The following is a 13,567-nucleotide window of genomic DNA, read 5'->3' on the forward strand; positions in this document are numbered from 1 at the left end:
GCCCGGCCGGGCGCCGGGCCACCGGGTGACCGAGCGGCCGGACACTCGAACGGGAACCGGGCCACCGGGCCGTCGGCCGATCGGTGCTCGACCGGCCGGCCGACGGGCGGTCAGCGCTTGACCAGGACCTGCTGGGTCGGCAGCAGCGGCGGCCATCCGGAGCGGCGCGCGGTCGTCGCGGCCGGGCCGCAGAGCGCCTCGTCGAGGTGCCGCGCCATGGCCATGTCGATGGCGTGCGGCACCGGGTAGCCGTTCTCACCGATCCGCTGGTACTTCATGAGGTTGAAGCCGTAGGAGACCTGGCGGCGGCCGTCCGGGCTGGACATCGAGATCGTCCCCATGCCGAACACGCTCCCGTCGTGCCCCCAGAACCGGCCGCAGGGGATGTCCTGGGCGTAGATCCCCAGGCCGTAGTGCATCGCGATGCCGCCCTGGCCGTCGGGGACCGGCACCGTCGTCCGCATCTGGTCGAGCTGGGCCTCCTTCAGCAGCCCGCCGCCGAGCAGGACCCGGTAGAAGCGGTTGATGTCCTCCATCGTGGAGACGATCGCGCCCGCGGTGGTCGCCCACGACATGTCGTAGACGCTGTAGTCGCGCGGCGGGTCGATGTAGCCGTACAGCGCCTCGTACGCCTTGGAGTGCGGGCCGGGGACGAAGGGGGTGCGCGGGAAGGAGGTGTCGCGCAGTCCGGCCCTGCGGATCACCTCGCGGGTGATGTACCGCTCGGCGTCGGTGCCGGTCACCTTCTCCAGCAGCAGCCCGGCGATCACGTAGTTGGTGTTGGAGTACGACCAGTTCTGCCCGGGCTCGCCCGTGCGCGGCGCCTCCAGCCCCAGCCGCACCAGCTCCTCGGGGGCGATCCTGCGGAACCGGTGGTCGTCGAGGCTCTGCGGGGAGGCCTGGACGAGCGAGGGGAAGGCGCCCGCGACGTAGTCGCCGATGCCGCTGGTGTGGTTGAGCAGCATCCGTACCGTGACCGTGCCGGCCAGGTCCTGGGGCAGCAGGCCGGGCAGGTACCGCGCGACCGGGGCGTCCAGCTCGACGCGGCCGCGCTCCACCTGCTGGAGGATCGCCACCGCGGTGAACGTCTTGGTGATGCTGCCCACCCGGTGCAGCATCCGCGGGTGCACGGGCCGCCGGGTCCGCACGTCGGCGACACCGGCCGCGCCGGTCCACCGCTCGCCGCCGTTCCGCACCGCGGAGTAGGAGCCGTACATCCCGGCCTCGTGGATCGCCCGGATGGTGGTGCGCAGTGCCTCACGGTCGAGGGCCGCCCGCCCGGACTCGCCGGCCGGCGTGGTCGGCGTGGTCGGCGTGGCCGCCGGGGCGGGTTCGGACCCGGCCGACGCGGCGGGTGCCGGGGGTTCGGGGGCGGCCAGCGCGGGGGACGCTGCGGCGCAGGTGAGCAGTACCGCGCTCAGCCCGAGTCCGGCGACGGTCCGTCCGCGGTGAGGGAGTCCCGCGAAGGTCATCGACTGTCATCTCCTCTGGTTCCGGAAAGAACGACAGGATGATCATCTCAACTCCGCGGGCGTCCTTCCTCCTCTTTCCGGATGAGATTCACCGATTCAAAACGGATGTCCCCTTCACCGGCACCGGGCATGGCTCGCCCCTCTTCCCGGGGAACGCTCCCTTCTTCCCGGACGCCCCTTCTCAGGGAAGGCCCCGCTCTTCCCGGACGCCCCTTCCCGGGGAAGGCCCCGCTCTTCCCGGACGCCCCTTCCCGGGGAAGGCCCCGCTCTTCCCGGACGCCCCGTTTCTCGTCCGTACCGGATGACCCCCGCGCGGGCCGGCCCGTGCCGGTGCCAGGGACGGGCCCGTCAGGCTCCCAGGCAGGCGGGGCCGAGGAGCTGCTTCAGGTCGCCCATCAGGGCCGGGGACGGCGAGACACGCAGGCGGTCGTCCAGGCGCATGACGGTGGTCCTGGGACCGTTGTGGACCTGCAGGTGGACCTCGGTGGTGCCGGGGTGGGCGGTCAGGACCTCCTTGAGGCGCCCGACCACCGGCGGGGTGCACCGGGCCAGGGCGAGGCTGACCGACAGCGGCCCCCCGGCCTCGCGGGTCAGGTCCGGGGCCGTCACCTCCATGGCGATGATCTTCCCGACGTCCTCGCGCTTGTCCAGGCGTCCCTTGACGAAGACGATGGCGTCCTCGGCGAGGATCGTCGCGCAGAGCTGGTACGCCGACGGGAAGATCATCACCTCGATGGAGCCCTCCAGGTCCTCCAGCTGGGTCAGCACCCAGGTGTCGCCCTTCTTGGTGACCTTGCGCTGGAGCCCGCTCAGGATGCCGCCGACGGTGACGATCTGGCCGTCCGGGCGGTGCTCGTCCTGGAGCGAGGCGATCGAGCAGTCGGCGCCGGAGGCGAGGATGTGCTCCACGCCGAAGAGGGGGTGGTCGGAGACGTACAGGCCGAGCATCTCCCGCTCGAACTGCAGCAGGGTGTTCTTGTCCCACTCCCCCGCGGGGATCTGCACGTCGAAGGTCTGGTCCTCGGCGCCCTCGATGGCGCCGAACAGGGAGTCCTGCCCCTGGGCCTCGTTCTTCTTGATGCCGATGATGCCGTCGACGGCCTGCTCGTGGACCATCACCAGGCCCTTGCGCACGTGCCCGAACGAGTCGAAGGCCCCGGCCTTGACCAGCGACTCGATGACCCGCTTGTTGCAGACCACCATGGGCACCTTGCGCAGGAAGTCCTTGAAGTCGGCGAAGCGGCCCTTGTCCTTGCGCGCGGAGATGATCCCCTCGACCACGTTGCCGCCGACGTTGCGGATGGCCGACAGCCCGAAGCGGATGTCGGTGCCGCGCGGGGTGAAGTCGAAGTCGGAGTCGTTGACGTCCGGCGGGAGCACCTTGATGCCCATCCGGCGGCACTCGTTGAGGTAGAGGGCGGACTTGTCCTTGTCGTCCTTGACCGAGCTCAGCAGCCCGGCCATGTACTCGGCCGGGTAGTTGGCCTTGAGGTAGGCCGTCCAGTAGGAGACCAGGCCGTAGGCGGCGCTGTGCGCCTTGTTGAAGGCGTAGTCGGAGAACGGCAGGAGGATGTCCCAGAGCGTCTTGATCGCGGCCGCGGAGTAGCCGTTGTCCTTCATGCCCTGTTCGAACGACTCGAACTGCTTGTCCAGCTCGGACTTCTTCTTCTTGCCCATCGCGCGGCGCAGCAGGTCGGCCTTGCCGAGCGAGAACCCGGCGACCTTCTGCGCGATGGCCATGACCTGCTCCTGGTACACGATCAGGCCGTGGGTGGTGCCGAGGATCTCCTGCAGCGACTCCTCGAACTCGGGGTGGATCGGGACGATCTCCTGCAGCCCGTTCTTGCGCAGCGCGTAGTTGGTGTGGGAGTTGGCGCCCATCGGGCCGGGACGGTAGAGCGCGCCGACGGCGGAGATGTCCTCGAAGTTGTCGGGCTTCATCAGCCGCAGCAGCGACCGCATGCCGCCGCCGTCCAGCTGGAACACGCCCAGGGTGTCGCCCCGGCCGAGCAGCTCGTAGGTCTTGCGGTCGTCCAGCGGCAGCTTGAGCAGGTCGATGGCCTCGCCGGTGTTGGCCTCGATCATCTTCAGGCAGTCGTCGATGATCGTGAGGTTGCGCAGGCCCAGGAAGTCCATCTTCAGCAGGCCGAGCGTCTCGCAGGTCGGGTAGTCGAACTGCGTGATGATCACACCGTCGGAGTCGCGGCGCATGATCGGGATGTAGTCGGTCAGCACCTCCGCCGACATGATCACCCCGGCGGCGTGCACACCGGTCTGCCGGATCAGGCCCTCCAGGCCCCGGCCCAGGTCCATCGCCGACTTGACGTCGACGTCCTCCTCGTACAGCTTGCGCAGCTCACCGGCCTCGTTGTAGCGCGGGTGCTCGGGGTCGAAGATGCCCGACAGCGGGATGTCCTTGCCCATCACCGCGGGCGGGAACGCCTTGGAGACCTTGTCGCCCAGCGCGTACGGGTGACCGAGGACGCGGGCCGCGTCCTTGATGGCCGCCTTCGCCTTGATGGTGCCGAAGGTGGCGATCATGGCGACCTTGTCGGCGCCGTACTTCTCCGTCACGTAGCGGATCACGTCGCCGCGCCGGCGCTCGTCGAAGTCGATGTCGACGTCGGGCATGGAGACGCGGTCGGGGTTGAGGAACCGCTCGAAGATCAGGCCGTGCGGCAGCGGGTCGAGGTCGGTGATGCCCAGCGCGTACGCGGCCAGCGAGCCCGCGGCCGAGCCTCGGCCGGGACCCACCCGGATGCCGTTGTTCTTGGCCCACATGATGAAGTCGGCCACCACGAGGAAGTAGGAGGGGAACCCCATCTGGAGGATGACGTTCATCTCGAACTCGATCTGGGCGCGGTGCTCCTCGTCGATCCCCTCGGGGAAGCGCCGCTCCATGCCCCGCCAGATCTCCTTGCGGAACCAGCTCTCCTCGGTCTCCCCCTCGGGCAGCGGGAAGGTGGGCATCAGGTTCTTGAAGCCGAACATGCCGCTCGGGTCGACCTTCTCGGCGACCAGCAGGGTGTTGCGGCAGCCCTCGGCCCACAGGTCGGAGGAGTCGACGGCCCGCATCTCGTCGGCGTTCTTGATGTAGTAGCCGCTGCCGTCGAAGCGGAAGCGGTCGGGGTCGGAGAGCTGCTTGCCGGTCTGGATGCACAGCAGCGCGTCGTGCGAGGTGGCGTCCGACTCGTAGGTGTAGTGGGAGTCGTTGGTGACCAGCGGCGGGATGTTCAGCTCGCGGGAGATGCGGGTCAGGCCGTCGCGGACCCGGCGCTCGATCTCCAGCCCGTGGTCCATGATCTCCAGGTAGTAGTTCTCCCTGCCGAACAGCTCCTGGAACCTGGCCGCCGCCGCCAGCGCCTCGTCGTACTGGCCCAGCCGCAGGCGGGTCTGCACCTCACCGGACGGGCAGCCGGTGGTGGCCATCAGCCCCTCGGAGTGCTCGGCCAGGATCTCGGCGTCCATCCGGGCCCACTTGCGGACGAAGCCCTCGGTGTAGGCGCGCGAGGAGAGCTTCATCAGGTTGCCCAGACCCTTGGCGTTCTTCGCCCAGATGGTCATGTGGGTGTAGTAGCCGCCCGCCGAGACGTCGTCGCGCTTCTGGTGCGGCTCCCCCCACAGGACCGGCTTCTTCTGGTGACGGGAGGCGGGGGCGACGTAGGCCTCGATGCCGATGATCGGCTTGATCCCGGCCCCGGTCGCCTGCCTGTAGAAGTCGTAGGCCCCGTGCATGTTGCCGTGGTCGGTGATCGCGATGGCCGGCATGCCCAGATCGCCGACCTGCTTGAACATCTGCTTCAGCCGGGCGGCGCCGTCCAGCATGGAGTACTCCGTGTGAACGTGCAGATGCACGAACGAGTCTGACATGCGGCTTCGTCCTCCCCTGGTCCCACCGTCGGCGGGGCAAGAGTACCCAAACAAGGGAGGCCGGAGGGACTCCTGCGCCTCGCGTCGCCGGTCTCGCGACCATGATTCTTCCGCGTCCGGGGCCGGTGTCCCGGATGACCGGATCGGCCCGGACGCGCCGGGATCCACCGGGGCCCCGGCTCAGTTCGGGGGCGGCGGGCGGCGCTCCTCTGCGAGGTGCAGGCCCGCCTCGATGACCGCGTTCATGATGGGGGCGAGCCGGGTCTCCCCCAGGGTGGGGGCCCGGCGCGCCATCTCGGCGACCAGGCGGCGCTCGCGGTCGGCGTCGCGACCGGCGAAGCCGCCGACCGGCTTGAGGCGCTGGATGGTCACGGCCAGCTCGGCGCGGCGCTCCAGCAGGACGGCCAGGGCCGCGTCCACCCGGTCGATGGCCTCCCGGGCGGCGGGGACCGAGGCCGGGGCCTCCTGGCGGGTGACCGCGCCGATGATCCTCGCGGCCTCCCGTACGGCCAGCGCGTCCCGCTCGGCGGAGCCGGGGGGCAGGAGCAGGCCGTCGGCGCCCGCCGCCACCGCCGCCGCGGCCAGCGCGGGCCCGTCCCCGTGAACGGCCCCGTCCTCACGACCGGCCCCGTCCCGGTGACCGGTCGCGGCACGAGCACCCCCGCCGCCTCCGGAACCGGCCCCCGGACCGCTCCCGGAACCGGCTTCGGGAACGGCCGGGAGACCGGCGCCCGTTCCCAGGTGAGCGCCGAGGTCGGCCAGGACGGGACGGCCCGACAGCTCGCGGGCGGCGCGCATCAGGGCCAGGTCGAGGACGAGGCCGCCCCGGGCGGTGCCGTCGCCGCTCTCGCAGAGCAGCACCCGGTCGTTGCCCTCCGCCGCGCAGTCCTCGGCCGCCGCCAGCCACTCCCGCAGCGTCGCCGAGGGCGCGCGCCGCAGGATCACCGGCAGGCCGAGCCGGGCGACGGCCCGTACCAGGGCGGGGTCCCGCATCCAGGCCGCACCGGCCACCGCGCCGTCGGCGCTCTTCGCGATCACCGGCAGGTCCGCCGCGCAGGACGGCTCCACCAGGACCGGTCCCGGCCACCGGGCGCGGGCCGCGGCCACCGCCTCCGCGGCGGACAGACCGGCGCGGTGGCCGCGCAGGCTGATCCAGCGGGCGTCCGCGCCCGGCCCGCCGATCACCACGGCCGGTCCGGCCCCGATCGTGAGCGCGCCGAGCCCCACCGGCACGCGTTCCCTGTGTACGGTCGACGACATGAGGCTCTCCCATGCTCGGCCGGCACGCGTCCCGCGAGCCGGCGGCCGTTCGTAAGAGACGTTCGGAAACAGAAAAAGGCAGAGACTTCACGTCTCCGCCTCGGGGCCGGCTCCGGCTGGTCGTCAGATCACGCTGTCACGACCGGCTCTCCGGAGCCGGCTCGATAAACGCGAAACAACAGGTCATATGCGCAATCTTAGGTCATCCCCCCGGCGCACGCCACGGACCGGACGGCATGTCTCAGGATATGGACTTCTCCGCGGCGGGTGAGTCGATCACTTTACCGGGCTATGAGAGTATTCGGGGGTTCCGAAGGAGGTAAGCCGGTTGATGGCCGAAGCACAGCCCGAGGGGCGCCGTATCGCCTCTCGCTACCACCTGCTCGAAGCCATCGGCCGGGGTGGCATGGGCATCGTGTGGCGGGCCCACGACGAGCTCCTCGACCGCGAGGTCGCGATCAAGGAGGTCCGTTACGCCGACACTCTCGGCGAGGACAGCCAGGAGGACTTCAACAGGCGCACCAAGCGTGAGGCGCGTGCCGCCGGCCGGCTGACGCACCCCAACGTGGTGGTCGTCCACGACGTCGTCGAGGAGGACGGGCGTCCCTGGATCGTCATGCAGCTGGTGGAGTCGCGCTCCCTCGGCAAGGTGCTGCGCCAGGACGGGCCGCTGCCCCCGCAGCGCGTCGCGGAGATCGGCCTGCAGGTGCTGGAGGCGCTGCGCGCCGCCCACGCCCAGGGGGTCCTGCACCGCGACGTCAAGCCCGAGAACGTGCTGCTCGCCGACGACGGCCGGGTGGTGCTGACCGACTTCGGCATCGCCACGCTGGAGGCCGAGACCGCGCTGACCATGACGGGCATCGCGGGCACCCCCGCGTTCATCCCGCCGGAGCGCATCAAGGGCGGCAGCGCGCAGCGCGAGTCGGACCTGTGGTCGCTCGGCGCGACCCTGTACGCCGCCGTCGAGGGCAAGCCCCCGCACGACCGGGGCGGGGCGCTGCCGACCATGCACGCCATCCTGAACGACGAGCCCGAACCTCCCGTGCACGCCGGGCCGCTGGCCCCGGTGCTGGAGGGGCTGCTCCGCAAGGACCCCGCGCTGCGCATGCCCTACAAGGAGGCCGCGCGGCTGCTGCGCAAGGTGGCCGAGGGCCCCGAGCGTACGGCCCGGCAGCAGCCCGCCAGGACCGCGGTGATGCCGGCCGCGAGCCGCCCGGACGGCACCGACCCCTCGGCCGACACCGACCCGGGCGCGCGCTTCCGGCCCGGGGGCGTCCCGGAGACGGGCGCGAAGCTGGGCGCCGCATCCCCCGCGGGTGCGGCGGGACCGGCGGCCGCACCGCCCACCCCCACGCGCCGCGAGGAGTGGCCGGAGCCCGTACCGCCGGCGAAGGACGCGGGCGGACGGCGCCAGGACGGCCCCGCGGTGAGCCCCGGAGCGGCCGGTACGGCCGGAGCAGCCGGTGCGGCGAAGGCGGCGCCCTCCGCGGCCGTGCCGGAGGCCAGGCCCGCGAAGGACGGGACGCCGAAGGACGGGAAAGCCGCGGGCCGGACCGGCGGGGACGGTGCCGGTGAGGACGGGGCGGCACCGAAGGCCGCTCCCGGCGCGAAGGACGGCGTGGCCGGCCGGGTGGGACCGAAGTCGGCCCCGGGCCCCGCGTCCGGCAAGGCCGTCCCCGCCCCCTCGGGCCCCGCCGCCTCGGGCCCCGCCGCCTCGGGCAAGGACGCGTCCAGGGCCGTCCCCGAGCGCGCGCCCGCCCCCGCGAAGGGGGACGACGCGCCCGCGCCGGCGGGCAGGAAGGCCGCGGCGAGCGCCTCGGTGGACGCGGTGGACCCGGTCGAGGACGTCCCGGCCCCGCGCGGGGGTCCCGCCTCCGCACCCGGCACCGGGGACGCCGCGTCGCGGGACGGATCCGCGAGCGCCTCCGGCGCGGGACGCAAGGGCGCCGCACCGGACGCGGACGCCCCCGCGAGACCCGTCCCCGCTCCGCGGCCCAACCCCTTCCCCCCGGTGGCCGCGGCCTCCCGCGAGAGCACCCCGCCCCCGAGGCCCTCCCGCGACCCCGCTCCCCCGGCCGTGGCTCCGGCGACCGCGGCCCCGTACGCCGGGCACCACTCCGGCGAGGCCACGATCGTCCCGCGCGGGACGGGCGGTTCCCAGATGAAACGGGGGCTGCTGGTGCTGCTGCCGGCACTGCTGATCGTCGGGGTGGTCGCCGGCTGGCTCGGCATGCGCAGCCGCGCGAACGAGGGCACCTCGCAGGCCGGACGCGGCGTGCCGACCGCGACCGGCGTGTCGGACGGCCCGACCGGCGGCGCGGTGAACGACCCCTCGAAGGGGTCGCCGGAGCCGTCGGCCCCCTCGTCCTCCTCACCGCCGTCCTCGTCGCCCTCGTCGTCCCCGTCCGAGCCCAGCCCGTCCCCCGGCAAGACCGAGAAGAAGTCCCCCCTGCCCAGCGGCTGGAGGATGCACAAGGACGCCAACGGCTTCTCGATCGGCCTGCCCAAGGGATGGGGCCAGGACAAGCGGTCCGACCCCCGGGTGTGGTTCCGCGGACCGGACCGGACGAGCTTCGTGATGATCGACTACACCGACAAGGCGGGCCCCGACCCCAAGCAGGACTGGCTGGAATACGAGCCGACCGTCCGCAGCCAGTTCCCCGGCTACAAGCGGATCCGGATCGAGAACGTCTCGTACATGAAGAAGGCCTCCGACTGGGAGTTCACCTGGAACACCAGCTCGGGCAAGGCCAGGGTGATCAACCGCGGCTTCGTCACCAAGGGCGGCCGCGGGTACGCGATTTACTGGCATACCCTGGCCAAGAACTGGGAGAAGAACATGTATCTCTTCGAAGGGTTCGCCGCGACCTTCTCCTCGAAAAAGTGAGCGGCATCCCTACCGGCTGCGATCCGTGAGCTTGGGGGGACGGGCATGACGGAGCGAAAGGTCGCGGGCCGCTACCGGCTGATCGAGCACATCGGCGAGGGCGGCATGGGCATCGTCTGGCGTGCCCACGACGAGCTCCTCGACCGGATCGTGGCCGTCAAGGAGGTCCGGTACGGCGGGGTCGACGAGACCGCGCGGGCCGACCTGAACCGGCGCACCATCCGCGAGGCCCGGACCGCCGGTCGCCTGGACCACCCCTCCGTGATCATCGTGCACGACGTGGTCGAGGAGGAGGGGCGTCCCTGGATCGTCATGCAGCTGGTCCGGTCCCGGTCGCTGGGCGAGATCGTCCGCGTCGACGGGCCGCTGCCGCCCGAGCGGGTCGCCTCGGTGGGGCTGCACGTGCTCGGCGCGCTGCGCGCCGCGCACGCCGCCGGGGTGCTGCACCGCGACGTCAAGCCGGAGAACGTGCTGCTCGCCGACGACGGCCGGGTGGTGCTGACCGACTTCGGCATAGCCTCGATGACGCAGGAGAAGAGCATCACCCGTACCGGCGCGATGATCGGCACCCCCGCGTTCCTGCCCCCGGAGCGGTTGCACGGGCTGCCCGCGACCCCCGAGTCCGACCTGTGGTCGCTGGGGGCGACGCTGTACGCGGCGCTGGAGGGCAGGCCGCCGTTCGAGCGGCCCACGGCCGCGGCCACCATGATGGCCGTCCTGCACGGCGAGCCCACCCCGATGGCACGTTCCGGCCCGCTGGAGACGGCGATCCTCGGCCTGCTGGCCAGGGACCCGGCCGCGCGGATGGTGCCCGAGCAGGCGGAGGCCCTGCTCGGCCGCGCCGCCGGTCATCCCTCCTCGGGCCCCTCCCCCTCCGGTCACGTTCCCATGGGCCCTTCCCCGTCCGGTCACGTCCCGCCGGGGCGCGCCTTCCCGGGTCATCGGCCCCCGGGCGACGCGCGTCCCGGTTCCGCCGTCCCGGGGCACGTGTCCCCGGGTCCCGCCCCTTCAGGTCACGTGTCCCCGGGGCACGCGCCCCAGCGTCACGCCGCCCCGGGTCACGGGCCTCAGGGACACGCGCCCGGGGGGTACGGCACCCAGGGGTACCAGGGGTACGCCCCTCAAGGTCACACGCCCCAGGGTCACGCCGCGCCCGGTCATCCGTCCCCGGCCTTCGGCCAGGGCGCCTTCCCCGGCACCGGTGGCGGCCAGGCGGATCGTCCGGCCCCGTGGGCCGCGGCCCCCTGGTCGCCGGACGCGGCCTCGCAGAACCCCGCGTCCCACGACCCCTCGTCCCAGGGCCAGGCGTACGGCCTCCACACCGGCGGCCCCACCCATCAGGACCGGTCCCCGTACGGGCCCGCGCACACCCTTCAGGACCCCTCGGCCCACACCCGCCCAAGACCGCATGGACGCCAGGGGCGGCAGGGGCACGGTTCCGAGCCCCTGCCCCCCAATGCCTGGCCGTTGGGCGAGCAGACCACCGGCACCACCGGCACCACCGGCACCGGGACCGCCGCCCCCTCGGAGCCGGCGACCGGGACGACGGTGCCGGTGCCGGTGCTGCTGGCCGGAGGGCTCGCGCTCGCCGTGCTGGCCGGGGTCGGCGGGTGGCTGATCATGCGGGAAGGCGACGACGCGCCGGACCCGCGTCCCAGCGGGTCGGTGGTCACCACCGGGGCCCCCACCCCCTCGGAGCCGGCGACCGGGCCGACGACCGCGACCCCGCGTCCCGGCCGTACCCTCCCCGCGGGCTGGCGGCTGCACCGGGACCCGATGGGCTTCACCGTCGGCGTGCCCGCCGGCTGGCGGGTCAAGCGGTTCCCCGGGCGCGACCGGGTGGAGTTCCGCGCCCCGGGCTCGGACTCCTTCCTGTGGATCGAGTCGACCGACGACCCCGAGAAGGACCCGGTCAGGCACTGGGAGAAGGTGGAGCGGGCCGGGACGGCCGACGGCGTCTGGCCGGGCTACCGGCGGATCGGGATCGCCGAGCTGACCTACCGGGGGATGCCGGCCGCCGACTGGGAGTTCACCTACCTCAAGAACGGGGTCCGCACGCACGTCCTGGACCGGGGGTTCCGCACCGCCGCCGACAAGCCGTACGCGATCTACTGGGAGAGCCCGGAGTCGGAGTGGAAGCGCTCCGCCTTCGAGGCGATCACCGGTACCTTCCGGCCGTGAGCGACCTGGAGAGGGCGCGGCTGTGGCGCCCCGCCGCCCTGCCCGGGGTGGAGCTGCTCAAGGCCAGGTACATCACCCACCGCTTCACCCTGCACGCGCACGAGGGCTACGCGATCGGGCTGGTGCTGTCGGGGGTGGAGGAGTTCTTCTACCGGGGCGCCGTCCACCGGGCGGGCGCGGGCAGCCTGAGCACGCTCAACCCCGAGGAGGTGCACGACGGCTACCCGGGCGTTCCCGGCGGATGGTCCTACCGGGTGCTGTACCCGTCGGTCGCGTTCGTCTCCGGGATCGCCGCCGAGCTGATGGCCGGGAGCGGCACCCCCTGCTTCCCCGAGGTCCTCACCCACCATCCGCCCACCGTCGCGCTGCTGCGGGCCGCGCACGCCGCGGCCGAACGGGGCGACGACCTGGCCTCCTCCACGCTGGCGCGTACCGCCTTCGCCGCGCTGCTGCGCAGGAACGCCGCGCGCCGGCCCCCGGACGCCCCGGTCCGGGACGTCGGCCCGTCGGTACGGCGGGCCCGGGAGATCCTGCACGAGCGGCTCGTCGACCCGCCCACCATCGAGGAGCTGGCCCGGGCGGTGGACGCCTCCCCGTTCGCCCTGATCCGGTCCTTCAAGGCGGCCACCGGGCTGCCCCCGCACGCCTACCTGAACACGCTGCGGATCATGAGGGCCCGGCGGCTGCTGCAGGCCGGTACGCCTCCCGCGCAGGTGGCCGGGGACGTGGGCTTCACCGACCAGGCCCACCTGAGCAGGCACTTCAAGCGTGCCGTGGGCGTGCCCCCGGCCGCGTACCAGCGCGCAGGAACGTACAAGAGCGGGATCGGCACCCCGGCATAGGCTCGCCTCCCATGGAAGCAACCACTCGTTCCTCTGCGATACGGGACGGACTGGGCGTGGGGATCGCCGTCGGGTTGTCCGGGGTGGCCTTCGGCGCCGCCGCGACCACCGCGGGGCTGAGCGTCGCGCAGGCGTGCGCGCTGAGCCTGTTCTCCTTCACCGGCGCCTCGCAGTTCGCCCTGGTCGGGGTCGTCGCCGGCGGCGGCAACCTGATCGCGGGCACGGCGGGCGCGGCCCTGCTGGGAGCCCGCAACGGCCTGTACGGCCTGCGCATGGCCGGGACGCTCGACCTGCGGGGCTGGCGCAGGCTGCCGACCGCCCACGGGGTGATCGACGAGACCACGGCGGTCGCCATGGCCCAGCCGGACGAGGAGTCGGCCAGGACGGGGTTCCTGGTCACCTTCGTGAGCCTCTACCTGATCTGGAACGCCACCACGCTGGCCGGGGCGCTGGGCACCTCCTGGCTGGCCGATCCCGCCGTGCTCGGCCTGGACGTGGTCGGCCCCGCGACGTTCCTGGCCATCCTGTGGCCACGGCTGTCCGGGAAGGACCCCGAGGCCCGCGGCCTGCGCCCGATCGCGGCGGGCGGGGCGGCGATCGCGCTGGCCGCGACCCCGTTCACCCCGCCGGGCGTGCCCGTGCTGCTGGCCGCGCTGGTCGTGCTCGCACTGCTGCTGAGGAGGCCGCGATGAGCGTCTGGTGGGCGATCGCCGCCACCTGCGTGGCGTGCTACGCGTTCAAGCTCGCCGGGCTGTCGGCGCCGCGCCGGATCCTCGACCACCCGGGCGTGCAGCGCTTCGCGACCCTGGTCCCGGTGGCCCTGCTGGCGGCGCTGATCGCCGTGCAGACCTTCGCGGACGGGCAGGCGCTGCACCTGGACTGGCCGCGGACCGCGGGGCTGGGCGCGGCGGTGGTGGCGCTGCTGCTGCGCGCCCCGTTCCTGGTGGTGCTCACCGTGGCCGCCGCCGTCACGGCCGCGCTCCGGTACGTCCTGGGCTGAGCCGGGACGCCGGGACGCCGGGAAGGCCGGGAACACCTGGGACGCCGGGACGCCG

8 protein-coding genes are annotated in these 13,567 nt (G+C 73.0%); 5 read left to right on the forward strand and 3 right to left on the reverse strand.

Features of this window, described 5'->3' with window-relative positions:
• Positions 1-110 precede the first annotated feature (110 nt).
• From ACIBCT_RS24360 to ACIBCT_RS24370, 3 genes are all read right to left on the reverse strand, one after another.
• Positions 111-1,472: a serine hydrolase domain-containing protein gene (locus ACIBCT_RS24360; protein ID WP_399192134.1), complete on the reverse strand. Its 1,362-nt coding sequence runs from the start codon at positions 1,470-1,472 to the stop codon at positions 111-113.
• A gap of 348 nt (positions 1,473-1,820) precedes the next feature.
• Complete coding sequence (dnaE, locus tag ACIBCT_RS24365; RefSeq protein ID WP_399192136.1) at positions 1,821-5,342, reverse strand: DNA polymerase III subunit alpha; 3,522 nt, start codon at positions 5,340-5,342, stop codon at positions 1,821-1,823.
• 180 nt (positions 5,343-5,522) lie between these two features.
• Entirely contained in the window at positions 5,523-6,602 is a 1,080-nt protein-coding gene (locus ACIBCT_RS24370) for a chorismate mutase (protein ID WP_399192138.1), read from the reverse strand.
• 331 nt (positions 6,603-6,933) lie between these two features.
• Between ACIBCT_RS24370 and ACIBCT_RS24375 the strand changes: the two genes are divergently transcribed.
• Genes ACIBCT_RS24375 through ACIBCT_RS24395 form a run of 5 tightly spaced genes read left to right on the forward strand, consistent with a single transcriptional unit; the run spans position 6,934 to position 13,512 of the window.
• The gene (locus tag ACIBCT_RS24375) at positions 6,934-9,489 is read left to right on the forward strand and encodes a protein kinase (RefSeq protein WP_399192140.1); all 2,556 of its coding nucleotides are present in this window, start codon (positions 6,934-6,936) and stop codon (positions 9,487-9,489) included.
• A gap of 45 nt (positions 9,490-9,534) precedes the next feature.
• Positions 9,535-11,670 carry a protein kinase gene (locus tag ACIBCT_RS24380; RefSeq protein ID WP_399192142.1) on the forward strand — a complete coding sequence of 712 codons (2,136 nt, stop codon included), beginning with the start codon at positions 9,535-9,537 and terminating at the stop codon, positions 11,668-11,670.
• Positions 11,667-12,512, forward strand: a complete 846-nt coding sequence (locus ACIBCT_RS24385; RefSeq protein WP_399192144.1) for an AraC family ligand binding domain-containing protein — start codon at positions 11,667-11,669, stop codon at positions 12,510-12,512. The genes ACIBCT_RS24380 and ACIBCT_RS24385 overlap by 4 nt, the downstream gene beginning before the upstream one ends.
• Positions 12,513-12,523: 11 nt before the next feature.
• Positions 12,524-13,204 carry an AzlC family ABC transporter permease gene (locus ACIBCT_RS24390; RefSeq protein WP_399192146.1) on the forward strand — a complete coding sequence of 227 codons (681 nt, stop codon included), beginning with the start codon at positions 12,524-12,526 and terminating at the stop codon, positions 13,202-13,204.
• Positions 13,201-13,512, forward strand: coding sequence for an AzlD domain-containing protein (locus ACIBCT_RS24395; protein ID WP_399192148.1), 312 nt, complete (start codon positions 13,201-13,203; stop codon positions 13,510-13,512). The genes ACIBCT_RS24390 and ACIBCT_RS24395 overlap by 4 nt, the downstream gene beginning before the upstream one ends.
• The last annotated feature ends 55 nt before the right edge of the window (positions 13,513-13,567 follow it).

Origin of the sequence: Streptosporangium sp. NPDC050855, assembly GCF_044456585.1 — a bacterium.
Lineage (GTDB): Bacteria > Actinomycetota > Actinomycetes > Streptosporangiales > Streptosporangiaceae > Streptosporangium > Streptosporangium longisporum.